Genomic DNA, 22314 nt, shown 5'->3' on the forward strand with positions numbered 1-22314 from the left:
AATCAATATGGCACAGCTTTCGTTGCAGCATATTCAAAAAATCTATGACAACCAGGTGCATGTGGTGAAAGATTTTAACCTGGAGATTGAAGATAAAGAGTTTATCGTTTTTGTCGGCCCGTCAGGCTGCGGGAAATCGACGACCCTGCGCATGATTGCCGGACTTGAGGAGATAAGCGCAGGTGAACTCTTGATAGACGGCAAGCGGATGAACGACGTTCCCGCAAAGGGCCGCAATATTGCGATGGTTTTTCAGAACTACGCGCTTTATCCGCATATGACGGTTTACGACAACATGGCGTTTGGCCTGAAAATGCAGAAAATAGACGCGAACATCATTGATGAACGCGTCAACTGGGCGGCGCAAATTCTCGGTTTGCGGGACTATCTGAAGCGCAAACCCGGTGCATTGTCCGGTGGACAGCGCCAGCGTGTGGCTCTGGGACGTGCGATTGTTCGTGAAGCCGGTGTGTTCCTGATGGATGAACCGCTGTCGAATCTGGATGCCAAACTGCGCGTACAGATGCGCGCCGAGATCAGCAAACTGCATCAGAAATTGAATACCACCATGATCTACGTGACGCATGACCAGACGGAAGCCATGACGATGGCCACACGGATTGTGATCATGAAAGACGGTATTGTTCAGCAGGTGGGGGCGCCCAAAAAGGTTTATAACCAGCCCGCAAATATGTTTGTTGCGGGATTTATTGGATCTCCGGCAATGAATTTCATCCGTGGCACGCTTGATGGTGATAAATTCGTTACTGAAACCCTTAAATTAACGCTCCCGGAAGATAAATTAAAAATATTAAAAACGAAAGGGTATGAACATAAAGCCGTTGTCATGGGCATTCGTCCAGAAGATATTCATCCTGAATCAAAAGAAATAAATAGTGTTACTGCGAAAATTAGCGTCGCAGAGCTGACGGGCGCTGAGTTTATGCTGTACACCACCATTGGGGGGCATGAGCTGGTCGTCCGTGCCGGGGCAATAAATGACTATTTGGCAGGAGATAATATTACCATCCATTTTGATATGGCGAAATGCCATTTCTTTGATATGGAGACAGAATTCGCTATTTGATCATCACTTTATCCAGGGGGAAACCCCTGGCTTTAACATCTTTTATTTTTAAGTGATTTAACAAGGAATAAAAATGAAAACCTTACTGACCTCTACTGCACTATTGCTGAGTGCAGCCATACCCTGTGTGCAGGCCGCCGAAAAAAGTGACTGGCATTTTAATATTGGCGCCATGTACGAAATTGAAAACGTCGAAGGCTACGGCGAAGATATGGACGGACTTGCCGAACCGTCGGTTTATTTTAATGCCACAAACGGCCCATGGAGAATCTCGCTGGCCTATTATCAGGAAGGGCTAGTTGATTATAGTGCAGGTAAACGAGGCACCTGGTTTGATCGCCCTGAACTGGAAGTACACTACCAAATTCAGGAAAGCGATGACTTTAGTTTTGGCTTAACCGGCGGTCTGCGTAATTACGGCTACCACTATGTCAATGAACCGGGAAAAGACACGGCAAATATGCAGCGCTGGAAAGTCCAACCGGACTGGGATGTCAAAATCACCGATGATTTGCGTTTTAGCGGATGGCTGTCGATGTACCAGTTCGTGAACGATCTGAGTACCACAGGCTATGCAGACAGTCGTGTCGAAAGCGAAACCGGTTTGCACTATACCGTGAATGACACGGTGGGCGTAATAGTAAATTACTATCTCGAACGCGGTTTTAACCTTGCGGAGCACCGGAATAACGGTGAATTTTCGACGCAGGAGATCCGTGCGTACCTACCGCTTTCCCTCGGCAATACAACATTAACGCCTTATACGCGTATCGGTCTGGACCGCTGGAGTAACTGGGACTGGCAGGATGATCCAGAACGCGAAGGACATGATTTTAACCGACTTGGATTGTTGTATGCATATGACTTCCAGAATGGCCTGTCGATGAGCTTAGAATATGCTTACGAATGGCAAGATCATGATGAAGGTGACAGTGACAAATTTCACTATGCGGGCGTAGGCGTTAATTACGCATTTTAAGGATGCGGGGCGCAGTAATGCCCCGCTTTTTTACGCCAGCGATCCCGTAAGGGAAATCTGCGTCTTAACAATAATATTCTGCATACGCTTTTTGCCGCGTATTAAGTTAAAGAGCAGGGTACAACTTTCTTCGCCTAACGCCTGCGTGGGCACATCAATTCCACCGGGGGCGGGATTTAAAATAAATGACAACATTTCATTACTGTATCCCACGACAGCAAGTCGCTGTGGAATGGGAATATTCAGTTCAGCGGCTGCGCGATATAAGCTCATCAGTTTTAAACTGTCTGTAGCAAATACAGCATCGGGCAATGCTGCGAGACTTAATAATTTACGGGCTGCACATAGCGCGCTGTCGTGAGTATACCCACCGTCAATAATCCACTCGTCACGAATAACGATGTTATGTGCGTTCAGACTGGCTTTATAGCCGTTCACCCGATCGACTGAAACATGATAGTCAAGCGGCGCGTGCAAACAGGCGATACGGTGATGACCACTGTTAATTAGAGCATCCGTGAGGGCAATACTGTCACGATAATTATCTGTATCGACTGAGTATACCTGCTTGTATTCCCCGTCAACCTTACCGATCACCACGACCGGAATATCATAGTTATCCAGCCGCGCGAAAAATGACTCATCCGCCGGTGAGCTGAGCATAATAATCCCTTTGATCATCTTCTGCTTAATCTTGCTCTCGCACTTTTGCAGGTCATCTTCGGTACTGTGTGACGTTTGCAGGATCACATCGAAACCTTCTTCTTCTGCCTTTGCGGTAATGGCGTGCAGCACTTCTGAGAAAAACGGGTTTCCGGCGGTGGTTTTAGTGGAACGGGTTGAGATCACCATAATGGCGTCAAATCCCGAAGAGGTCAGGGCACGAGCCAGTTTATTGGGTTGGTATTGTAACTCGTCGATCGCGCGCAATACTTTCTCCCGCGCTTCCGGGGAGATGTTAGTTTGCTTGTTCAGTACGCGTGAGACTGTAGATTTCGATACACCCGCCACGCGAGCGATATCATAGATAGTGGGGGACATACTCCTGCAACTCCATCGGAGAGTTAATGCCATACATCTTAGGGAGTTAGTTCACGGATGACAACACAACGCGGTTGATTATGCAGCTTGAGCCAGAAAGGTGGAGTACAGGAGGGCTACAAAAACCAACGTGCTTGATAATCAACGACCTGACCCCATATTACAGGGTATGCGTTATACTTTTTCTGGTCTTCAGGCATAACGGGATGGCGATGAAGAGACTCACCAATGAACTCAATGCGCTGGTAAATCGCGGCGTAGACCGGCATTTGCGCCTCGCGGTCACCGGGCTGAGCCGGAGCGGAAAAACCGCATTTATCACTGCGATGGTTAACCAGTTGCTGAATATTCACGCCGGGGCGCGACTGCCGCTGCTCAGCGCGGTGCGTGAAGAGCGTTTGCTCGGGGTAAAACGCGTTCCGCAACGCGATTTTGGTATACCTCGCTTTACCTACGATGAAGGGCTGGCCCAGTTGTATGGCGATCCGCCAACGTGGCCGACGCCCACCCGGGGCGTCAGTGAAATTCGCCTGGCGCTGCGCTATAAATCCAATGACTCCCTGCTGCGTCACTTTAAAGAGACGTCAACCCTGTATCTGGAAATTGTTGATTATCCAGGTGAATGGCTGCTCGACCTGCCGATGCTGGCGCAGGATTACCTGAGCTGGTCGCGGCAGATGACCGGTTTGCTTACCGGGCAGCGGGCGGAATGGTCGGCGACATGGCGACAGCTAACGCAAGGGCTGGATCCGCTGGCGCCCGCCGATGAGAACCGCCTGGCCGATATTGCGGCGGCATGGACGGACTATTTGCATCAGTGTAAACAGCAGGGGCTGCATTTCATCCAGCCTGGCCGCTTCGTCCTGCCCGGTGATATGGCCGGCGCACCGGCGTTACAATTTTTTCCGTGGCCGGATGTGGACGCATGGGGCGAATCAAAATTGGCTCAGGCGGATAAGCACACTAACGCCGGGATGCTGCGCGAACGTTTTAACTATTACTGCGAAAAGGTCGTGAAGGGGTTCTATAAGAATCACTTTCTGCGCTTCGATCGCCAGATTGTGCTGGTGGATTGCCTGCAACCGCTCAACAGCGGACCACAGGCGTTCAACGACATGCGTCTCGCCTTAACCCAGCTTATGCAAAGTTTCCACTACGGTCAGCGTACGCTATTCCGTCGGCTGTTCTCACCGGTGATCGACAAACTGCTGTTTGCCGCCACCAAGGCGGACCATGTGACAATCGATCAGCACGCCAACATGGTATCGCTGTTGCAACAATTGATTCAGGATGCCTGGCAGAACGCAGCGTTTGAAGGGATCAGCATGGATTGCCTGGGCCTGGCTTCTGTCCAGGCAACCACCAGCGGGTTGATTGACGTTAACGGTGAAAAGATCCCGGCATTGCGCGGAAATCGCTTGAGCGATGGCTCGCCGCTGACGGTCTACCCTGGTGAAGTGCCGGCACGACTGCCTGGACAGACATTCTGGGACAGCCAGGGGTTTCAGTTTGAAGCGTTTCGACCGCAAAAAATGGACGTCGATAAACCACTGCCGCACATTCGTCTGGATGCCGCGCTGGAGTTTTTAATAGGAGATAAATTGCGATGAGCGAACCGATAAAACCGCGGATTGATTTCGCCGGTCCGCTTGACGTCGAGCAGAACCCGGCCTTTAAAGCGCAACAAACGTTTAGCGAGACGCAAGCCCAGTCCTTTGCCCCGGCGACCGTTGATGAACCGCTGGAAGAAGAGGGACCGGCCGAAGCGGTGATTGACGCGGCGCTACGCCCAAAGCGCAGTCTGTGGCGCAAGATGGTGATGGGCGGCCTGGCGCTGTTCGGCGTAAGCGTGGTTGGACAAGGTGTACAATGGACAATGAACGCCTGGCAAACCCAGGACTGGGTGGCACTCGGGGGCTGTGCGGCCGGGGCGCTGATTATTGGAGCGGGCGTCGGATCGGTGGCAACCGAATGGCGACGTCTGTGGCGTTTGCGTCAGCGTGCTCACGAGCGCGATGAAGCGCGTGACCTGCTGCACAGCCACGGTGCCGGCAAAGGGCGTGCCTTCTGCGAGAAACTGGCGCAGCAGGCCGGAATCGACCAGTCGCATCCGGCGTTGCAGCGCTGGTATGCCTCGATTCACGAAACGCAGAACGATCGCGAAGTGGTCAGCCTGTACGCGCATCTGGTTCAGCCGGTGCTGGATGCCCAGGCACGGCGCGAAATCAGCCGTTCAGCGGCGGAGTCGACGCTGATGATCGCGGTCAGCCCGCTGGCGCTGGTGGATATGGCATTTATTGCCTGGCGCAACTTGCGCCTGATTAACCGCATCGCCACGCTGTACGGCATTGAACTGGGCTATTACAGCCGTCTTCGTCTCTTCCGTCTGGTGTTGCTCAACATCGCTTTCGCCGGAGCCAGCGAACTGGTGCGGGAAGTGGGGATGGACTGGATGTCGCAGGATCTCGCCGCACGTCTGTCAACCCGTGCTGCGCAGGGGATCGGGGCGGGGCTGTTAACCGCACGACTGGGGATCAAAGCGATGGAACTGTGCCGCCCGTTGCCGTGGATGGATGATGACAAACCCCGTCTGGGCGATTTCCGACGTCAACTGATTGGCCAGCTCAAAGAGACGTTGCAGAAAAACGGCTCCACGCGAGAAAAGTAACGTTATCGCAGGCGTTGACCGCGTAACTTTACGCCGAAACGCCTGTTTTTCCGTCATGCTGTCAATATTTGTTGACAGAATCCTTCCTGCTTCCCGATTCCTGGCTTATCATCTTATCTATAGCTCATTATTCAGGTGAAGGTCCCATGCGTCTGGAAGTCTTTTGTGAAGACCGACTTGGTCTGACACGCGAATTACTCGATTTACTGGTGCTACGCAGCATCGATTTGCGCGGTATCGAGATTGACCCCATCGGGCGAATCTACCTTAACTTTGCCGAGCTGGAGTTCACGAACTTCAGCAGTTTGATGGCGGAAATTCGCCGCATTGCGGGCGTCACCGACGTCCGCACCGTACCGTGGATGCCGTCAGAACGTGAACACCTCGCGCTCAGTGCGCTGCTTGAAGCGCTGCCTGAGCCTGTTCTGTCGCTGGATCTGAAAAGTAAAATTGAGATGGCGAACCCGGCAAGCTGCCAGCTGTTTGCGCTTAATCCGGAGCGGATGCGCAACCATACCGCTGCGCAACTGATCAACGGTTTCAACTTTCAGCGCTGGCTGGAGGGCAATCCGCAGGCTTCCCATAATGAACATGTGGTGATCAACGGGCAGAATTTCCTGATGGAAATCACGCCGGTCTATCTGCAAGGGGAAACTGACGAGACCATGCTCACCGGTGCGGTGGTTATGCTGCGTTCAACTATCCGGATGGGGCGTCAGCTACAGAATCTGGCAACTCAGGATGTTAGCGCTTTTAGCCAGATCATCGCCGTGAGCGGCAAAATGAAACACGTTGTTGAGCAGGCGCGCAAACTGGCGATGCTGAGTGCGCCGCTGCTGATTACCGGCGATACCGGCACCGGTAAAGATCTGTTTGCCCATGCATGTCATCAGGCCAGCCCGCGCGCGGGTAAACCCTATCTGGCGCTCAACTGCGCCTCGATCCCTGAAGATGCGGTGGAAAGCGAACTGTTCGGTCATGCGCCGGAAGGTAAAAAAGGCTTCTTCGAGCAGGCAAACGGCGGTTCGGTGCTGCTTGATGAGATTGGTGAAATGTCGCCGCGCATGCAGACCAAGCTACTGCGCTTCCTCAATGACGGCACGTTTCGTCGGGTGGGGGAAGATCATGAGGTGCATGTCGATGTGCGTGTGATCTGCGCGACGCAAAAAAATCTCGTTGAACTGGTGCAGAAAGGGCTGTTCCGCGAAGATCTCTACTATCGTCTTAACGTGTTGACGTTGAATCTGCCGCCGCTGCGCGATTGTCCGCAGGACATTATGCCGCTGACCGAACTGTTTGTGGCGCGTTTCGCCGATGAGCAGGGCGTGCCGCGTCCCAAACTGGCTGCCGATCTCAGCACGGTATTGACCCGCTACGGCTGGCCGGGCAACGTGCGTCAGCTGAAAAACGCCATCTACCGGGCGCTGACCCAGCTTGAGGGTTACGAACTGCGGGCACAGGATATCTTGCTGCCTGACTACGATGCAACGACGGTCGCGGTGGGTGAAGATGCGATGGAAGGTTCGCTGGACGATATCACCAGCCGTTTTGAGCGCTCGGTCTTAACCCAGCTTTACCGCAGTTATCCCAGTACGCGCAAGCTGGCGAAACGCCTCGGGGTTTCCCATACCGCGATTGCGAATAAGCTGCGTGAATATGGCCTGAATCAGAAGAAGGGTGAAGAGTAAAAAAAGCCTCCAGAAATGGAGGCTTTTTTAGGACGGGGCCTTACGCTTTCAGGACTTCCAGCGCGGCGGCATAGTCCGGTTCGTTAGTGATTTCATTCACCAGTTGGCTGAATATGACATTGTCATTTTCATCCAGAACGACGACCGCACGAGCGGCCAGACCTTTCAGCGGGCCTTCGGAGATTTCAACGCCGTAGTTTTTCAGGAATTCGGCGTTACGCAGTGTGGACAGCGTGATAACGTTGCTCAGACCTTCAGCGCCACAGAAGCGGGACTGGGCAAACGGCAGATCGGCAGAAACACACAGCACCACGGTATTGTCGATTTCGGTGGCCAGTTGGTTAAACTTACGTACCGATGCCGCGCAAACGCCGGTATCGATGCTCGGGAAAATGTTCAGCACTTTGCGTTTGCCAGCAAACTGGCTCAGCGCGACGTCAGACAGATCTTTTGCCACGAGGGTAAAAGGCTGCGCTTTGCTACCCGCTAGAGGAATGGAGTTGGCGACTGCAACCGGGTTGCCCTGGAAATGAACGGTTTGTGACATGGTTATCTTCCTGTTTACATATAGTTAACGTCGCAGCTAGTTTATGCCAACAGCCGATAACACGGCAAACGCTATTTCGGTGAAGCGCACAAACCACCACGTTACTGCTCAAGGAGAAAAAATGCGTTCTGTGAAGGTATACGAGGAAGCCTGGCCGTTACATACCCCTTTTGTGATTGCCCGTGGCAGCCGCAGTGAGGCGCGTGTCGTGGTGGTTGAACTGGAAGAAGAGGGTGTTAAAGGGGTTGGTGAGTGCACGCCCTATCCGCGTTACGGGGAAAGCGATGCATCCGTAATGGCACAGATCATGAGCATTATCCCGCAACTGGAAAAGGGGCTGACCCGGGAAGCGCTGCAGAAACTACTCCCTGCCGGCGCAGCACGCAACGCGGTTGATTGCGCGTTGTGGGATTTACAGGCCCGCCTGCAGCAACAAACACTTGCAGAAAACCTCGGTGTGGCATTACCCGAGACGATCGCTACCGCACAGACCGTGGTGATTGGCACCCCGGAACAAATGGCGGCCAGTGCGGCGGCGCTATGGGAAGCCGGAGCCCGACTGCTGAAGGTGAAACTGGACGAGCGGCTGATCAGCGAACGAATGGTGGCGATTCGCTCGGCGGTACCGGAGGCGACCCTGATTGTCGATGCCAATGAGTCATGGCGGGCGGAAGGGCTGGCGGCGCGCTGCCAGCTGTTAGCCGATCTGGGGGTCGCGATGCTGGAACAACCGCTTCCGGCGCAGGATGACGCCGCGCTGGAGAATTTTATCCATCCGCTGCCGGTCTGCGCCGATGAGAGCTGTCATACCCGTAGCAGCCTGAAGGCGCTGCATGGGCGTTATGAAATGATCAATATCAAGCTGGACAAAACCGGCGGACTGACCGAGGCGCTGGCACTGGCCACCGACGCGCGCGAACAAGGGTTTGCCCTGATGCTGGGCTGCATGCTTTGCACTTCACGGGCTATTTCTGCCGCATTACCGCTGACGCCGCAGGTCAGCTTTGCCGATCTCGATGGTCCTACCTGGCTGGCGGTCGATGTGGAGCCCGCTCTGCACTTTACGAACGGACAACTTCATCTTTAGGATGCCAGCGCAGGAGTGTGGACATCGCCTGTAGATATTTCTCGCTGGCTTCATCTGATGAGATCGGTGGGAATTCCGCAGTGATGCAGTGTAAATTCAGATCCGCACACCAACTGCCAAAAGAGCCGGGCGTTTCGTAACCTACGCTTGTCACCAGCGGCAGTTCAAACGCCTGCGCCAGCCATCCACCGAGCTCACTGCTTCGGGGATCTTCAATACAGGCCAGCGGATCATGGAAGGAGACCACCCACGCGGGGTGAATGCGGTGAATCAACTGACATAACGCCTGGGTTTCCGGCTCCGAACCCGGATGTTCTCCCGTCAACAGCACCACATCACGCGCTTCTGCTGCGCTGTTCCAGCGATAAACCGTCTCTCCAGCCTTCCAGTTGGCCGACGGGAAATTGCGATTAAGATCGACGCCGTTAGCGTTTGCCCGCAAACCAAGCTGACAGCCATCCGGGTTCACCGCGAGGATCACATGATGGCGGCGTAGTGAAGGTGTCAGCGTACGCAGGGCGCAAGAGAGCGTAACCACTGAGGCGTTTTCGTCGCCGTGCGTTCCCGCGATAATCAAGCCACTGTCACGACTGGCGACGGCCGCCGGAAACCAGATCAGCGGTGCACCCAACAGTGAACGTCCATAATGTTCGGTTCCTGGCGGAAAGGCGCCGCGTTCGGCGCGAGGGCGGGTAACGGTCATAAGCGTCTCTGAATTCAGGGATTATTACTCGCAGTGTTGTGCAAATTGGGTCGATAATCAAATCGTTTTCGCATACGCCGATTTTTAGTCGTAATATCAATTTTCTGCAGGAAGATGTTTGCATTTCCTTCAGGCGAAACAAATAATTACGCCATTGCGAATAAGCCGGATTGAGGGGACTCTATGAAGCACGCTGTTTCAGTAACCTGTTGTGCGCTGTTGGTTAGCAGCATTTCTCTGTCATATGCTGCGGATGTTCCCAGCACAACGGTACTGGCAGAGAAGCAGGAACTGGTTCGTCATATAAAAGATGAACCTGCGACGCTTGATCCGGCTAAAGCGGTTGGCCTGCCGGAAATTCAGGTTATTCGCGACCTGTTTGAAGGACTGGTGAACCAGAACGAGAAGGGCGAAATCGTGCCTGGCGTCGCGACACAATGGAAAAGCAACGACAATCGGATCTGGACGTTTACGCTGCGCGACAATGCGCGCTGGTCAGATGGTACGCCGGTAACCGCGCAGGATTTTGTCTATAGCTGGCAGCGTCTGGTGGATCCCAAAACGCTGTCACCTTTTGCCTGGTTTGCCGCGCTGGCAGGGGTCAATAACGCCCAGGCAATCATTGATGGCAAAGTGACACCCGATAAGCTCGGCGTGACTGCCGTTGACGCTCGTACCCTGAGAGTTCAGCTTGATAAGCCGTTGCCGTGGTTCGCCAAACTCACCGCCAGTTTTGCGTTTTATCCGGTGCAAAAAGCCAACGTAGCCAGCGGTAAAGACTGGACCAAACCGGGCAATTTGATTGGTAATGGTGCCTATGTATTGCAGGATCGTGTGGTCAATGAAAAGCTGGTGGTGGTGCCGAATACGCAATACTGGGATAACGGTAAAACGGTACTGCAAAAAGTGACCTTCCTGCCGATTAATCAAGAGTCCTCGGCCACCAAGCGTTACCTCGCGGGTGATATCGATATCACAGAGTCATTTCCGAAAAATATGTACCAGAAGCTGTTAAAGGACATCCCAGGGCAGGTCTATACGCCGCCGCAACTGGGAACCTATTACTACGCCTTTAACACGCAAAAAGGTCCAACGGCGGATTCCCGCGTGCGTCTGGCGCTGAGCATGACCATTGATCGTCGCATTATGGCGGAGAAAGTGTTGGGAACCGGGGAAAAACCGGCCTGGCATTTTACGCCTGACGTCACTGCCGGTTTTACACCTGAACCGTCTCCGTTTGAGCAAATGAGTCAGGAAGAACTGAATGCCCAGGCGAAAACGCTGTTGCGTGCGGCGGGATACGGTCCGCAGAAGCCGCTTAACCTGACGCTGTTGTACAACACCTCTGAGAACCACCAGAAAATCGCCATTGCGGTGGCGTCGATGTGGAAGAAAAACTTAGGTGTGGATGTGAAGCTGCAAAACCAGGAGTGGAAAACGTACATCGACAGCCGCAATACCGGGAACTTCGATGTGATTCGCGCGTCCTGGGTGGGGGATTACAACGAGCCTTCCACTTTCCTGTCGCTGTTAACCTCGACGCACTCAGGTAATATTTCCCGTTTTAACGACCCGGCGTATGACAAAGTCATCACTCAGGCGACGATGGAAAACACCGATAAAGCGAGGAACGCGGACTACAATGCGGCGGAAAAAATCCTCATGGAGCAGGCGCCTATCGCGCCAATTTATCAGTACACCAACGGACGCTTAATTAAACCGTGGCTGAAAGGGTATCCGATCATGAACCCGGAAGATGTGGCCTACAGCCGGACCATGTACATTATTAAGCACTAAAATCTCTTTGCAGGCGCGTTATCGCGCCTGCTGCCTACACGGTATAAATGCGGATATCATGTTCGCGAAATGTTTCGCGATATTGCTTACTTATATTTTCTTCCACCACAATGACATCAATTTCACTGCTCTTCGCGACAATGTAACGCGCGACGGCCGGGATTTTATCGGATGTCAATGCCACAATGGTTTCGTTGCATTGTGCGATCACGGCGCGTTTAAATTCACAGTCGGCATAATCGAAGCCGGTGAGTCCCGATTCAGGAGCCATTGCGCACCCGCCAATAAACCCCTGGTCGAATAACATTCCCTGAATTTGGGCGATTGCAGTCGCACCGACGGCACCTCCCGAGGTTCGTTGCAGTTGTCCGCCAAGCATAATGACGTCGTAGAGCGGTTTCTTCAGTAAAACCGCGGCAATTTCAGGCGAATTCGTAACCACGGTCAGAGAAAGCTCCGAGGGAAGCGCCTCGGCCATCGCCAGGTTCGTGGTGCCCGTATCGATAAAAATGCAACTTCCCGATTTGACCAGTCTTGCGCATTTTTGCGCGATGTTGCTCTTTAGATCGGGTTGCTTCGTTTTACGGAGCGAATAGTCGACCGACTCTGGCAACATCAACACCGCGCCGCCATACACTTTCTTGCAGATACCTTCTTTACTGAGTTCATGCAGATCGCGTCGGATGGTGTGTTCTGACACGTTCAAACGCGAGGCGAGTTCACTGCAAACCACGCGGCCATTTTCTTGCAAGATCTGCTGAATGAGGGCTTGTCGCTGTTCCGGGAAAGCTGCATAATCGAGCATAACGAATCCTGAAAACCATATTATCGAGCAATATAGCGCATGATCGGGCAAAACCGTCTGTGCTGTCAACATTCTGAAGGGTTAGGACGAGGTGAAACATGAAAATCGCACATATGGCGCTGTGGACCACGGAACTGGAGACACAGGCACGCTTCTGGTCGGAGTTTTTTGGCGGGACGCTTAATGAGAAATACATCAGCAAGAACAATCCGGGATTCGAGTCTTATTTTGTGCGCATCGGTGATGATATTGCGATTGAACTGATGACGAAACCCGCACTGCGAGCTTTGCGGCCGGATAACCAGACGACCGGCTGGGTACATCTGGCGATCGCAGTGGGCAGCGCTAAGAAAGTGGATGCGCTGGCAAAAAAAGCACAGGCGCAGGGGATTCTGGTTTCGCCACCTCGCACCACCGGGGACGGTTATTATGAAGCGGTCATCAAAGACCCGGATGGGAATTTCATCGAAATTGTGCAGTGAGTGGACGCGGATGTTTTGCTGTAACGCAGAGCCTCAGGTGCCATACCTGAGGCCATAAATCAATGATAATGACACCAGTGTCTCACCAGACTCAATTTATCGCTGAGACCCATTTTCCTCATTGCCTGACTTTTATAGTTATATACCGTCTTGTAATCCAGATGCATAACGCCGGCGATATCCCTGATCGAATTCCCACTGATATACAGAGAGATAATCATAAATTCTTTCCAGTTAAGTTGCTTTGGAGACTCAAAGGGCGTTTTTATCGTAGATAAACGCATAGTTGTTCTTTTCTTCAGAAGGAATTGCGTTAATTTGAGTTCAATTTCAGCTAAATTGCGGTTAATTTCACAGTAAGATATTTTTCGGTTATCAATTTTTAATGATAAAAATGTCAATAGCTGCGCATTACCAATAATTAAAATCTTCCCGGCCTTACAGCATGTTAATGAAAGTAATTCGGAAACGCTAACCCATGTTTTTGAAAATATAAAAACTGCGATCGGAGATTGATAGTTATTATTTTGTGTGTTTCCTGTCATTATTTTTTGAACTATACACTTTACTGCAATTATGGCGTAGTTATCATCGCCTTTAATAATAATGTTTCCCATCCAGTATCACCTAAGAAAATAAAATATAAGCTTGCCGTTAATGCTTCAAAGACAATAATAACGGCAATGTTGCGTATTCTCGAGTACTGGATTGCTTATTTCAAATGCAATTTTATCCCATTTTAGACTTGTTTTTTAAGTGCTATTGAGTCACTGCGGTTATTGTTCAGATAAAGTGTCTGGCTCGGGAAGGCAAAGTCTGCTCCATGAGCCTGAACAATATCGATTATTTCAAGAAACACATGTTGCTGAACAGCCAGCCACTCTTCCCAGACCGTGGTTCGGGTAAAGCAATACACCATGATATTTAAAGACGAATCGCCAAAGCCGTTAAAATAAACCAAAAGTGTTTGTTGTTGATCAATATCAATGTTGGTTTGCAACATCTGTCGTATTGCGCTAACAATAGCCCCGATTTTACTGGCATCCTCGTAACGTAAACCGATCACCGTATCGATGCGGCGGTTACTCATTCGGCCGGGGTTTTCAACACTAATAGAAGAGAAAATGGAGTTCGGCACGTATAACGGCCGGTGATCGAAGGTCGTAATTTTAGTCATGCGCCAGCCTATTTCGGATACTGTTCCCTCAATATTTCTGTCCGGGGAACGCACCCAGTCACCGATACTAAACGGACGGTCGAAATAGAGCATAATGCCAGAGAAAAAATTACTTAAAATATCTTTACCTGCCATCCCTACGGCGATACCGCCAATGCCACCAAAGGTAAGGAGCCCTGATAAACTCATGCCGAAGTGTTCACCATAAAGCAGAATGATGACGATGATGAGCGTGATTTTGATTATCCGCGACAAGATTCGGGCACGGGTGACATCTCTTCCTTTTTTGATTTGTGATTTTTCGAACTGATTAATGACCAGAAATAATTTTATGGTCAAAATCAGAGCGATCAACGATGTACACACAAAGTCGATAATACTGGATGAAACCGCGCTGATATTATAATGAGTAATAATGGTATTAGCGATGCGCCCTAATGTACTGATAATCAGAGCATAAATAAGAAACTGAGCCGTATGGAAAACAAGCCCTTTCTTGCGTATATGTGTGTGACGAAAGAAAAAATTCATCAGGATTAAGCTAAAGACGCTACTCAAAATAACCGTCAGATTGAAAATGTTTTTTACGAACAGCTCTTCAAACATATATATCCCCGGCTTTCCGCTGCCTCTGAAATGACAAAATAACCCGTAATTTACTAATGGTACTCAGGATATACATTCAAGTCATCAATAAAAAGTAGTGATAAATAGCGTTATCAGCGTTTTTACGTGAAGAAGCTTTCGATGTGACGGTTTTGTCAGGGAAATTGATGCAGACTTTTTCATATTGTCATGGTATTGTTACGCGTAAGTAACAAAGATTTCGGTAACAGAAGGACACTATGATGATAATGGAAAAGCTGAAGACGGCGAAGGGCAAAAAGTTTCTGCTCTGCCTGTTGGGCGTGTTTATTATTGCCGCCTCGGTTGTCACGCGCGCCACGATTGGCGGGGTAATTGAACAGTATGATATTCCGCTTTCTGACTGGACGACGTCGATGTATGTCATTCAGTCATCAATGATTTTCGTCTATAGCCTGGTTTTCACTGTGCTGCTCGCCATCCCGTTGGGGATTTATTTCCTTAGCGGTGAGGACAAACACTAAAACAAAAGGCCCGTAAAAACCGGGCCTTTTGTCTCTTCTGCAACGCGTTAGTCGTCTTCCTCGTCGTCCAGTTCAACGGGCGTCTGGTACTGATCGGGTTTAATGACCAACAGGTCACAACGAAGGTGGTCGATGACCTGTTCTGCTGTATTCCCCAGGAAGGCAGCGGAAATTCCTGTGCGGCCCACTGTACCCAGAACTACAATCCCCGCCTGCAAATGTTCCGCTAAATCGGGGATTACCTCTTCCGGTAACCCTTTCTCAACGTGTGTGACTTTCTCATCAATACTGAATTTTTGCCGCAGCGCTTTCATTGCCAGCAGGTGCTGGCCGCGAATCGCATCGTTGTAGACGCTGGGATCGAATTCCGGCAGCTCAATGGCAATATTGATGGGAGTAACAGGATAGGCACCCACCAGATGCACTTCGGTATGGTTAACCTGCTCGGCGAGCTGAAGCGTTTCCTTAACCAGCTTTTCGTTCAGGGCATTGTGATACGGTTCTTCGCTGGCGAGGTTAACGGCCACCAGTGCTTTACCGCCTTCCGGCCAGGGCTGATCTTTCACCATCCATACCGGACTTGGGCATTTACGCAGCAGATGCCAGTCGGTGGGAGTGAAGATCACTGCTTCCAGCCGGTCATGCTGGTGCGCCATTTTCAGCACCAGATCGTGTCCGGCGCCGATCACTTCCTGAATAATGGCTTCAAAAGGACGGTTGTGCCAGACCACTTTAATTTCAACAGGAACGCCTGCTTCGATGTAGTATTTTGCTTGTTCGCGTATCCACGCCGTCCGTTGACTAATGACGCCCTGACGCATTGCCGTACGCTCATCGGGCGACAGCAGGGTGGTCATCTCGTAGGAAAAGTCATAGATCGGCAAAAAGGCTTTAATTTTGCCACCAATCCGTTGATGCAAATAAACCGCACGCCGTAACGCAGGTTGATCGTCCTGATTCGGATCGATAACCACCAGCATGTTTTGATACATAGCCATACAGGGTCTCCTTACAACTGTCATCGCAGTTTGTAACTAAAAGAGTAACCCAAGAATGTGAATTGAAACAGGTAAGAACCTTCTGTCAGATCAATAAATCAGGAAAATTTAACGATTCGACAGAAGGGTTTCAGAAGGGTTGCGGAAAGATTAAGCAACGTTGCGGGTGTGTCCGGCGAGAACCGCCAGCGCATCACTGTTTTCGATAGTGATGTATTTCCCTTTCACCGCCAACATTCCACTTTTCTGGAAACGACCCAACAGACGGCTGATCGTTTCCACGGTCAGGCCCAGGTAGTTACCGATATCGCCACGGGTCATGGTCAGACGGAATTCACGTGGAGAGAAGCCACGCTGCGCAAAGCGACGGGACAGGTTGTAGATAAATGCCGCCAGACGCTCTTCCGCGTTTTTCTTCGACAACAACAGGATCATATCCTGGTCACCTTTGATCTCACCACTCATCAGACGCATCATCTGCTGGCGTAGATTCGGCATTTTACCGGACAGATCATCAAGTGTCTCAAACGGGATTTCACAGACCATTGAGGTTTCCAGTGCCTGCGCAAAACTCGGATGATGACCGCTACCGATCGCGTCGAAACCGACCAGGTCGCCCGCGAGGTGGAAGCCGGTGATCTGCTCATCGCCTTGTTCAGTGATGGTATAGCTCTTGATCGTACCGGAACGAATGGCATAGAGCGATTTCAGCTCATCACCCGCTTTAAACAGCGTCTGGCCTTTCTGGATCGGCTTTTTACGCTCGATAATATTATCAAGCTGATCAAGCTCATGCTCGTTAAGTGTGAACGGGATGCAAAGCTGGCTGATACTGCAATCCTGGCAATGGATAGCACAACCGCCAGACTGAATGCGCCGTATAATTCGCTTTTCCGGGATCATAGGTCTGCTCAAGCCGTAATTGATATTTGTCAATTTTAACATCTTTTTGCTGACCAGGTAAGTCTGAGGTAACCCCAATAGCGGATAATTCCTACAGGTGTGAGTAAATTATTTCTATCTCTTTGAAAACCCATACTTTCGATGTGACATCTTTATGCAAAAGTGTGAGCAAGAAGGCACGAATTGCCTGGAATTTAGAGCAGCAGATAACCTTCATGACGCAATAACCACTCTTTTCGTTGCACGCCACCGGCATAACCGGTCATCGTGCCGTTGCGTCCGATGACGCGATGACAGGGCACCACAATGCTGATCGGATTCGAACCGTTCGCCGCGCCAACCGCTCGTGCCGCGCCTGGGCGTCCCAGTTGCTCAGCCAACTGACCGTAGTGCATCACCTGACCACAAGGAATGGTTCGCAATGTTTGCCAGACTTCCCGCTGAAAAGGGGTGCCGCCGGTGGCGGTCGGCAGCGCATCGATCGCGCTCAGATTACCGGCAAAATAATCGGCAAGTTTGTCGCACAGACCGCCTGGATTGGTCGCACTGATGCGGGTATAACCTTCTGCGCGGTAATGAATATCCAGCAGTTGCACCATGCGTTCGCTGTACTGTTCCCACTCGATAGCGCGAAGCCTGAACTGCTCGTCGCACATTACCCAAAGTGGACCCAGCGGGGTCATCATTTTCTCTTCCAGTAGTGCCAGCATCGGTTGCCTCGTTGGCATGCAGTCGGTGGGGGCGTCAACGTATCATGGTCACTGCCAGCAGTGCTATACCCCTGATTTGGGATAAAAAAATAGAGCCTGTCGACATCCGCCAGACTCTACAGTACACACAGCAGTTTATCCTTCATCTATGCCCGTTATTTTTCCTGGTGGCGGGTAATGTCTTATAGCAAGAACCGTTTAACTATGCCAGCAAACTGGAGTGATTGATTTCACGAAAATCTAAGTTAAATCAAGCGGATTAAACGACACTACGGCACTGTTTTACTCAGAGTAAAACCAGCGCGAATCAGTACAGCAAATGTATGTGACAAGTGGATGTTTACTGGAAACATCTGTAAATCGTTGTCGCCCTTCAGGGGGACGGCTATGATAGTGGCTGTCTTTAAAGCGCGGGAGGACGCAGCATGAACCCTGACGACAAATCATTATTTCTTGACGCCATGGAGGATGTTCAGCCGCTGAAACGTTGCACTGACGTACACTGGCAGCCCGTGCGCAATACGCGTCCCCCGCAGCGTATTGATACCCTCCAGCTTGATAATTTTCTCACCACCGGTTTTCTGGAGATCGTTCCGCTGGCGCAACCGCTGGAGTTTCGCCGCGAGGGGTTGCAGCAGGGCGTGCTCGATAAGCTGCGTTTGGGAAAATACAGCCAGCAGGCGAGCCTCAATCTGTTACGACAGCCGGTGGAAGCCTGCCGTCAACACCTGTTTAGTTTTCTTCTCCAGTCGTTAGAGGATGGACTGCGCAACGTGCTGATCATTCACGGTAAAGGGCGAGACGATAACTCACATGCCAACATCGTGCGCAGCTATCTGGCACGCTGGTTGACCGAGTTCGACGACGTTCAGGCCTACTGCACGGCGCTGCCGCATCATGGTGGTAGCGGGGCGTGCTACGTGGCACTGCGCAAGACCGCACAGGCGAAGCTGGAAAACTGGGAACGTCACGCCAAGCGCAGCCGTTAATGCAGTAAAAGCGACAGCTCCTGTGCCGCTTTCTGCAGCTCGGGTAGCACGCGGCTGCGTAACTCGTCCGCCGTCACCTGTCCGGCATGTACGCCCACGTTAAGCGCCGCCTGAACCTGACCCTGGCTGTTTATCAGCGGCACGGCAATGGACCGCAGCCCCATCTCCAGTTCCTGGTCGTTAAGCGCATAACCCTGTTGCCGCACTTTCTTCAGTTCGGCGCGCAGGGCGGGGACGGAATCCACGGTCTGCGAAGTGTAGCGGATCATGGTGATACGCCCGAGCATGTCGTTCAGTTTGTCCTCAGAAAGATGGCTAAGCAAAACGCGTCCCATTGAGGTAGACCACGCCGGCAGTCGACTGCCGATGTCCAGATCGATGGTCATAATGCGTGAACTGGAGGCGCGGGCGATATACAAAATATCGTCACCGTCGAGGGTGGCGATGGAACAGGACTCATTAAGCATTTCGCTCAGATGTTTTAGCACCGGTTGCGTGGCGCGGGCCAGCGGCGTAGAGGCCAGATAGGCATGCCCCAGCGCCAGAATTCGCGGGCGCAGCTCGAAATTTTTCCCATCTTCGGCATAGACAAAACCCAGTTTTCCCAGCGTATACAGACAGCGTCTGACCGCCGCACGCGGGATCCCGGTTTTCTGGCTAATCTGCGAGATCGACATAACCCGTCGTTGCGGCGTAAACGCCTGAATCACCTCCAGCCCGCGCGCCAGTGACGCCATGTAGTTTGGATCGCCCTTGAACGGATCGGTTTCATTGTTCAGACGGTCATCAGGATGTTTTTCCACTGTTTTCCTCTCGTTGTTCGCCACGGATCACATTCTTCGTACAAACATAAACGATGTTCGATTATCGCACCATATTTCGATTATCGCCCTTGAATGACTTCGTTAAGTGGGTCACATTTTGTGCGAACAACGCAAAAACGTGCGAAATCCGCACCACAAGGAGCGAGCTGATGATTGATAAAAGTGTGCCTTCGTTGGAGGAGGCCATTGCCGGGATCCCGGACGGTGCCACCATCATGATTGGTGGCTTTGGTACTGCGGGGCAGCCCACCACGTTGATCGATGCGCTCATCGCGCAGGGCGCTCGCGACCTTACCATCATCAATAACAATGCGGGCAACGGAGAAGTCGGTCTGGCGGCGCTGTTGAAGGCCAGACGCGTACGTAAAATGATCTGCTCTTTTCCACGTCAGGTGGATTCACAGATTTTCGACGCCCTGTACCGTCGTGGCGAGGTTGAACTGGAGCTGGTACCCCAGGGGAATCTGGCGGCGCGCATTCAGGCTGCCGGGGCGGGCCTGGGGGCCATCTATACGCCAACGGGCTACGGTACGCCGCTGGCTGAAGGCAAAGAAACCCGCCACATCGACGGGAAGAACTATGTGCTCGAATACCCGATTAACGCCGATTTTGCCCTGATAAAGGCGCATCAGGCCGATCGCTGGGGGAATCTGGTATACCGCAAAGCGGCGCGTAACTTTGGCCCGATCATGGCAACCGCCGCGCAAACCACGGTGGTGGAGGTGAATCAGATTGTGCCTCTTGGCGAGCTTGATCCCGAGCACGTCATCACGCCGGGGATTTTTGTCCAGCGCGTGTTTTCTCTGGAAAACCTCACCCACGCAGCGCTGCGCGCCTAAGGAGTAAATGATGAAGACATTATCCCGTGACGAAATGGCCAGACGCGTGGCGCAGGATATCCCGGAAGGGGCATACGTCAATCTGGGGATCGGTTTGCCAACCCGCATCGCCAACTACCTGCCAGCGGAAAAAGAGATTTTCCTGCACAGTGAAAATGGCCTGCTCGGAATGGGGCCAAAACCGGCGGAAGGGGAAGAAGATCCGGAGCTGATTAATGCCGGGAAAGAGTACGTCACGCTGTTGCAGGGCGGTTGCTATTTCCATCATGGCGACTCCTTCGCCATGATGCGCGGCGGGCATCTGGATATCTGCGTGCTGGGAGCGTATCAGGTCTCAGCCTCCGGGGATCTCGCCAACTGGAGCACCGGCGCGCCGGATGCGATTCCCGCCGTGGGTGGAGCGATGGATCTGGCGATCGGCGCGCGTCAGGTATTTGTGATGATGGATCATCTGACCCGCGACGGTGAGTGCAAATTGGTTGAACACTGTACCTATCCCTTAACCGGCATGGGCTGCGTTAGCCGCATTTATACCGATCTGGCGGTGATTGACATTACTGACACGGGACCGGTTGTGCGGGAAATCTTCAACGGTCTGTCTTTTGAGGAACTGCAACGTTTGACGCCGGTGACGCTGAGCTGTGAATCGCTGGCGCAAAGCGCATAAGGAACTATGATGAATCAGGCATTTATCTGTGATGCCGTGCGGACACCGTTTGGTCGATTCGGTGGCACGCTGGCGAACGTCCGGGCCGACGATCTGGCCGCTATTCCGCTGAAAGCGCTGCTTGAACGTAATCAGGGTCTTGATCCGGCATTGATCGACGACGTGATTTACGGCTGTGCGAATCAGGCGGGAGAAGATAACCGCAACGTGGCGCGGATGGCGCTGCTGCTGGCCGGGTTGCCGGAAAGCGTGCCGGGCAGTACGGTAAACCGACTGTGTGGTTCCAGCCTCGATGCCATTGGTATCGCCGCGAGAGCGATTAAAAGTGGCGAAACGCAGCTAATGATCGCCGGCGGCGTGGAGAGCATGTCGCGCGCGCCGTTTGTGATGGGCAAGGCGGAAAACGCCTTCAGCCGAAACATGAAAATCGAAGACACCACAATCGGCTGGCGCTTTATCAACGCGCAAATGAAAGCACGCTATGGCGTGGATTCTATGCCGGAAACGGCGGAAAACGTGGCGCAAGAGTTTGGCATATCGCGCGCTGACCAGGATGCGTTTGCACTGCGCAGCCAGTTACGAACCGCGGCTGCTCAGGAGCAGGGACTGTTCACGCAAGAATTGATTCCAGTGACAGTGTCACAAAAAAGAGGCGAGCCGTTCATTTTTGGCGAAGATGAACATCCGCGTGCAACGTCGCTGGAGGCGCTCGCCAGGCTGAAGGGCGTCGTTCGTCCTGACGGAACGGTGTCGGCGGGCAATGCGTCTGGCGTTAACGACGGCGCCTGTGCGCTACTTATCGCCAGCGAGCAGGCGATGGCGCAACAGAGCCTGCAACCGCTGGCGCGGATTGTCGGCGTGGCAACGGCTGGCGTTGCCCCGCGAATTATGGGCTTTGGCCCGGCACCCGCGGTTCGTAAAGTACTGGCGCAGACAGGATTAACGCTTAACCAGATGGATATCATTGAGCTTAACGAAGCGTTTGCCGCGCAGGCGCTGGCGGTGATGCGTGATTTAGGGTTACCCGACGATGCCGCTCAGGTCAACCCTAACGGCGGTGCGATTGCCCTCGGCCACCCGTTGGGGGCATCGGGCGGGCGCCTGGCGATGACTGCCGCTTACCAGTTGCAGCGTACCGGCGGACGTTATGCGCTCTGTACCATGTGCATTGGCGTCGGTCAGGGTATCGCATTGATTATTGAACGTGCGTAAGG

General features: G+C 52.3%; 23 protein-coding genes. 13 read left to right on the plus strand and 10 right to left on the minus strand.

The features are described 5' to 3' along the window. Positions 1 to 7 precede the first annotated feature (7 nt). Entirely contained in the window at positions 8 to 1087 is a 1080-nt protein-coding gene (locus KE671_RS14395) for an ABC transporter ATP-binding protein (protein ID WP_206163483.1), read from the plus strand. A 73-nt stretch (positions 1088 to 1160) separates the two neighbouring features. Beyond that, the gene (locus KE671_RS14400) at positions 1161 to 2066 is read left to right on the plus strand and encodes an OmpG family monomeric porin (protein ID WP_206163484.1); all 906 of its coding nucleotides are present in this window, start codon (positions 1161 to 1163) and stop codon (positions 2064 to 2066) included. 30 nt (positions 2067 to 2096) lie between these two features. Here the strand turns inward: KE671_RS14400 and KE671_RS14405 are convergent, their stop codons facing one another. Beyond that, positions 2097 to 3107 carry a LacI family DNA-binding transcriptional regulator gene (locus KE671_RS14405; protein WP_206163485.1) on the minus strand — a complete coding sequence of 337 codons (1011 nt, stop codon included), beginning with the start codon at positions 3105 to 3107 and terminating at the stop codon, positions 2097 to 2099. 212 nt (positions 3108 to 3319) lie between these two features. Between KE671_RS14405 and KE671_RS14410 the strand changes: the two genes are divergently transcribed. The 3 genes from KE671_RS14410 (at position 3320) to tyrR (ending at position 7463) form a co-directional block, all read left to right on the plus strand. Then, entirely contained in the window at positions 3320 to 4717 is a 1398-nt protein-coding gene (locus KE671_RS14410; RefSeq protein ID WP_206163486.1) for a YcjX family protein, read from the plus strand. Then, on the plus strand, positions 4714 to 5775 hold the full coding sequence (locus tag KE671_RS14415) for a YcjF family protein (protein ID WP_206163487.1): 1062 nt from the start codon (positions 4714 to 4716) through the stop codon (positions 5773 to 5775). The genes KE671_RS14410 and KE671_RS14415 overlap by 4 nt, the downstream gene beginning before the upstream one ends. Before the next feature lie 146 nt (positions 5776 to 5921). Then, complete coding sequence (tyrR, locus tag KE671_RS14420) at positions 5922 to 7463, plus strand: transcriptional regulator TyrR (protein ID WP_206163488.1); 1542 nt, start codon at positions 5922 to 5924, stop codon at positions 7461 to 7463. Positions 7464 to 7503: 40 nt separating this feature from the next. Here the strand turns inward: tyrR and tpx are convergent, their stop codons facing one another. Then, entirely contained in the window at positions 7504 to 8010 is a 507-nt protein-coding gene (gene tpx, locus KE671_RS14425; protein ID WP_206163489.1) for a thiol peroxidase, read from the minus strand. Positions 8011 to 8131: 121 nt separating this feature from the next. Here tpx and ycjG point away from each other — a divergent pair, with 121 nt between their 5' ends. Then, positions 8132 to 9097: an L-Ala-D/L-Glu epimerase gene (ycjG, locus tag KE671_RS14430; protein WP_206163490.1), complete on the plus strand. Its 966-nt coding sequence runs from the start codon at positions 8132 to 8134 to the stop codon at positions 9095 to 9097. Here the strand turns inward: ycjG and mpaA are convergent. Then, positions 9072 to 9800 carry a murein tripeptide amidase MpaA gene (mpaA, locus tag KE671_RS14435; protein ID WP_206163491.1) on the minus strand — a complete coding sequence of 243 codons (729 nt, stop codon included), beginning with the start codon at positions 9798 to 9800 and terminating at the stop codon, positions 9072 to 9074. The genes ycjG and mpaA overlap by 26 nt on opposite strands. 183 nt (positions 9801 to 9983) lie before the next feature. Here mpaA and KE671_RS14440 point away from each other — a divergent pair, with 183 nt between their 5' ends. After that, positions 9984 to 11597 (plus strand): peptide ABC transporter substrate-binding protein, encoded by a 1614-nt coding sequence (locus KE671_RS14440; protein ID WP_206163492.1) that lies wholly within the window; start codon positions 9984 to 9986, stop codon positions 11595 to 11597. A gap of 34 nt (positions 11598 to 11631) precedes the next feature. Here KE671_RS14440 and KE671_RS14445 read toward each other — a convergent pair whose 3' ends face one another. Further along, the gene (locus KE671_RS14445; RefSeq protein WP_206163493.1) at positions 11632 to 12402 is read right to left on the minus strand and encodes a DeoR/GlpR family DNA-binding transcription regulator; all 771 of its coding nucleotides are present in this window, start codon (positions 12400 to 12402) and stop codon (positions 11632 to 11634) included. Positions 12403 to 12500: 98 nt separating this feature from the next. Here KE671_RS14445 and KE671_RS14450 point away from each other — a divergent pair, with 98 nt between their 5' ends. Next, the gene (locus KE671_RS14450; RefSeq protein ID WP_206163494.1) at positions 12501 to 12884 is read left to right on the plus strand and encodes a VOC family protein; all 384 of its coding nucleotides are present in this window, start codon (positions 12501 to 12503) and stop codon (positions 12882 to 12884) included. 59 nt (positions 12885 to 12943) lie between these two features. Here KE671_RS14450 and KE671_RS14455 read toward each other — a convergent pair whose 3' ends face one another. Both KE671_RS14455 and KE671_RS14460 read right to left on the minus strand, forming a co-directional pair. Further along, positions 12944 to 13501, minus strand: a complete 558-nt coding sequence (locus tag KE671_RS14455; protein ID WP_206163495.1) for a LuxR C-terminal-related transcriptional regulator — start codon at positions 13499 to 13501, stop codon at positions 12944 to 12946. A 122-nt stretch (positions 13502 to 13623) separates the two neighbouring features. Further along, positions 13624 to 14667, minus strand: a complete 1044-nt coding sequence (locus tag KE671_RS14460) for a mechanosensitive ion channel family protein (RefSeq protein ID WP_206163496.1) — start codon at positions 14665 to 14667, stop codon at positions 13624 to 13626. A gap of 242 nt (positions 14668 to 14909) precedes the next feature. On the opposite strand from KE671_RS14460, the gene KE671_RS14465 reads away from it, so the two are divergent. After that, complete coding sequence (locus KE671_RS14465) at positions 14910 to 15170, plus strand: DUF2534 family protein (RefSeq protein ID WP_206163704.1); 261 nt, start codon at positions 14910 to 14912, stop codon at positions 15168 to 15170. Positions 15171 to 15217: 47 nt separating this feature from the next. Here the strand turns inward: KE671_RS14465 and uspE are convergent, their stop codons facing one another. The 3 genes from uspE to ogt form a co-directional block, all read right to left on the minus strand. Next, positions 15218 to 16168: a universal stress protein UspE gene (uspE, locus tag KE671_RS14470; protein ID WP_206163497.1), complete on the minus strand. Its 951-nt coding sequence runs from the start codon at positions 16166 to 16168 to the stop codon at positions 15218 to 15220. 150 nt (positions 16169 to 16318) lie between these two features. Then, complete coding sequence (gene fnr / locus KE671_RS14475) at positions 16319 to 17071, minus strand: fumarate/nitrate reduction transcriptional regulator Fnr (protein ID WP_003020397.1); 753 nt, start codon at positions 17069 to 17071, stop codon at positions 16319 to 16321. 194 nt (positions 17072 to 17265) lie between these two features. Further along, the gene (gene ogt / locus KE671_RS14480) at positions 17266 to 17781 is read right to left on the minus strand and encodes a methylated-DNA--[protein]-cysteine S-methyltransferase (RefSeq protein WP_206163498.1); all 516 of its coding nucleotides are present in this window, start codon (positions 17779 to 17781) and stop codon (positions 17266 to 17268) included. Between the two features lie 425 nt (positions 17782 to 18206). On the opposite strand from ogt, the gene smrA reads away from it, so the two are divergent. Next, a complete protein-coding gene (smrA, locus tag KE671_RS14485) occupies positions 18207 to 18770 on the plus strand; it encodes a DNA endonuclease SmrA (protein WP_206163499.1) in 564 nt (187 codons plus the stop codon). Here smrA and KE671_RS14490 read toward each other — a convergent pair. Further along, entirely contained in the window at positions 18767 to 19573 is an 807-nt protein-coding gene (locus KE671_RS14490; protein ID WP_206163500.1) for an IclR family transcriptional regulator domain-containing protein, read from the minus strand. The genes smrA and KE671_RS14490 overlap by 4 nt on opposite strands. 170 nt (positions 19574 to 19743) lie before the next feature. Here KE671_RS14490 and KE671_RS14495 point away from each other — a divergent pair, with 170 nt between their 5' ends. Genes KE671_RS14495 through pcaF form a run of 3 tightly spaced genes read left to right on the plus strand, consistent with a single transcriptional unit; the run spans position 19744 to position 22312 of the window. Further along, positions 19744 to 20433 (plus strand): 3-oxoacid CoA-transferase subunit A, encoded by a 690-nt coding sequence (locus KE671_RS14495; protein ID WP_206163501.1) that lies wholly within the window; start codon positions 19744 to 19746, stop codon positions 20431 to 20433. Positions 20434 to 20443: 10 nt separating this feature from the next. Continuing rightward, the gene (locus KE671_RS14500; RefSeq protein WP_206163705.1) at positions 20444 to 21100 is read left to right on the plus strand and encodes a 3-oxoacid CoA-transferase subunit B; all 657 of its coding nucleotides are present in this window, start codon (positions 20444 to 20446) and stop codon (positions 21098 to 21100) included. Between the two features lie 9 nt (positions 21101 to 21109). Beyond that, the gene (gene pcaF / locus KE671_RS14505) at positions 21110 to 22312 is read left to right on the plus strand and encodes a 3-oxoadipyl-CoA thiolase (protein ID WP_206163706.1); all 1203 of its coding nucleotides are present in this window, start codon (positions 21110 to 21112) and stop codon (positions 22310 to 22312) included. Positions 22313 to 22314 lie beyond the last annotated feature (2 nt).

The organism is Citrobacter amalonaticus (assembly GCF_018252635.1).
In the GTDB taxonomy this organism is placed as follows: Bacteria; Pseudomonadota; Gammaproteobacteria; order Enterobacterales; family Enterobacteriaceae; genus Citrobacter_A; species Citrobacter_A amalonaticus_E.

Coding starts and splice junctions, on each gene's coding strand:
- KE671_RS14395 (WP_206163483.1), top strand. CDS start 8: ATGGCACAGCTTTCGTTGCAGCATATTCAAAAAATCTATGACAACCAG.
- KE671_RS14400 (WP_206163484.1), top strand. CDS start 1,161: ATGAAAACCTTACTGACCTCTACTGCACTATTGCTGAGTGCAGCCATA.
- KE671_RS14405 (WP_206163485.1), bottom strand. CDS start 3,107: ATGTCCCCCACTATCTATGATATCGCTCGCGTGGCGGGTGTATCGAAA.
- KE671_RS14410 (WP_206163486.1), top strand. CDS start 3,320: ATGAAGAGACTCACCAATGAACTCAATGCGCTGGTAAATCGCGGCGTA.
- KE671_RS14415 (WP_206163487.1), top strand. CDS start 4,714: ATGAGCGAACCGATAAAACCGCGGATTGATTTCGCCGGTCCGCTTGAC.
- tyrR (WP_206163488.1), top strand. CDS start 5,922: ATGCGTCTGGAAGTCTTTTGTGAAGACCGACTTGGTCTGACACGCGAA.
- tpx (WP_206163489.1), bottom strand. CDS start 8,010: ATGTCACAAACCGTTCATTTCCAGGGCAACCCGGTTGCAGTCGCCAAC.
- ycjG (WP_206163490.1), top strand. CDS start 8,132: ATGCGTTCTGTGAAGGTATACGAGGAAGCCTGGCCGTTACATACCCCT.
- mpaA (WP_206163491.1), bottom strand. CDS start 9,800: ATGACCGTTACCCGCCCTCGCGCCGAACGCGGCGCCTTTCCGCCAGGA.
- KE671_RS14440 (WP_206163492.1), top strand. CDS start 9,984: ATGAAGCACGCTGTTTCAGTAACCTGTTGTGCGCTGTTGGTTAGCAGC.
- KE671_RS14445 (WP_206163493.1), bottom strand. CDS start 12,402: ATGCTCGATTATGCAGCTTTCCCGGAACAGCGACAAGCCCTCATTCAG.
- KE671_RS14450 (WP_206163494.1), top strand. CDS start 12,501: ATGAAAATCGCACATATGGCGCTGTGGACCACGGAACTGGAGACACAG.
- KE671_RS14455 (WP_206163495.1), bottom strand. CDS start 13,501: ATGGGAAACATTATTATTAAAGGCGATGATAACTACGCCATAATTGCA.
- KE671_RS14460 (WP_206163496.1), bottom strand. CDS start 14,667: ATGTTTGAAGAGCTGTTCGTAAAAAACATTTTCAATCTGACGGTTATT.
- KE671_RS14465 (WP_206163704.1), top strand. CDS start 14,910: ATGATAATGGAAAAGCTGAAGACGGCGAAGGGCAAAAAGTTTCTGCTC.
- uspE (WP_206163497.1), bottom strand. CDS start 16,168: ATGGCTATGTATCAAAACATGCTGGTGGTTATCGATCCGAATCAGGAC.
- fnr (WP_003020397.1), bottom strand. CDS start 17,071: ATGATCCCGGAAAAGCGAATTATACGGCGCATTCAGTCTGGCGGTTGT.
- ogt (WP_206163498.1), bottom strand. CDS start 17,781: ATGCTGGCACTACTGGAAGAGAAAATGATGACCCCGCTGGGTCCACTT.
- smrA (WP_206163499.1), top strand. CDS start 18,207: ATGAACCCTGACGACAAATCATTATTTCTTGACGCCATGGAGGATGTT.
- KE671_RS14495 (WP_206163501.1), top strand. CDS start 19,744: ATGATTGATAAAAGTGTGCCTTCGTTGGAGGAGGCCATTGCCGGGATC.
- KE671_RS14500 (WP_206163705.1), top strand. CDS start 20,444: ATGAAGACATTATCCCGTGACGAAATGGCCAGACGCGTGGCGCAGGAT.
- pcaF (WP_206163706.1), top strand. CDS start 21,110: ATGAATCAGGCATTTATCTGTGATGCCGTGCGGACACCGTTTGGTCGA.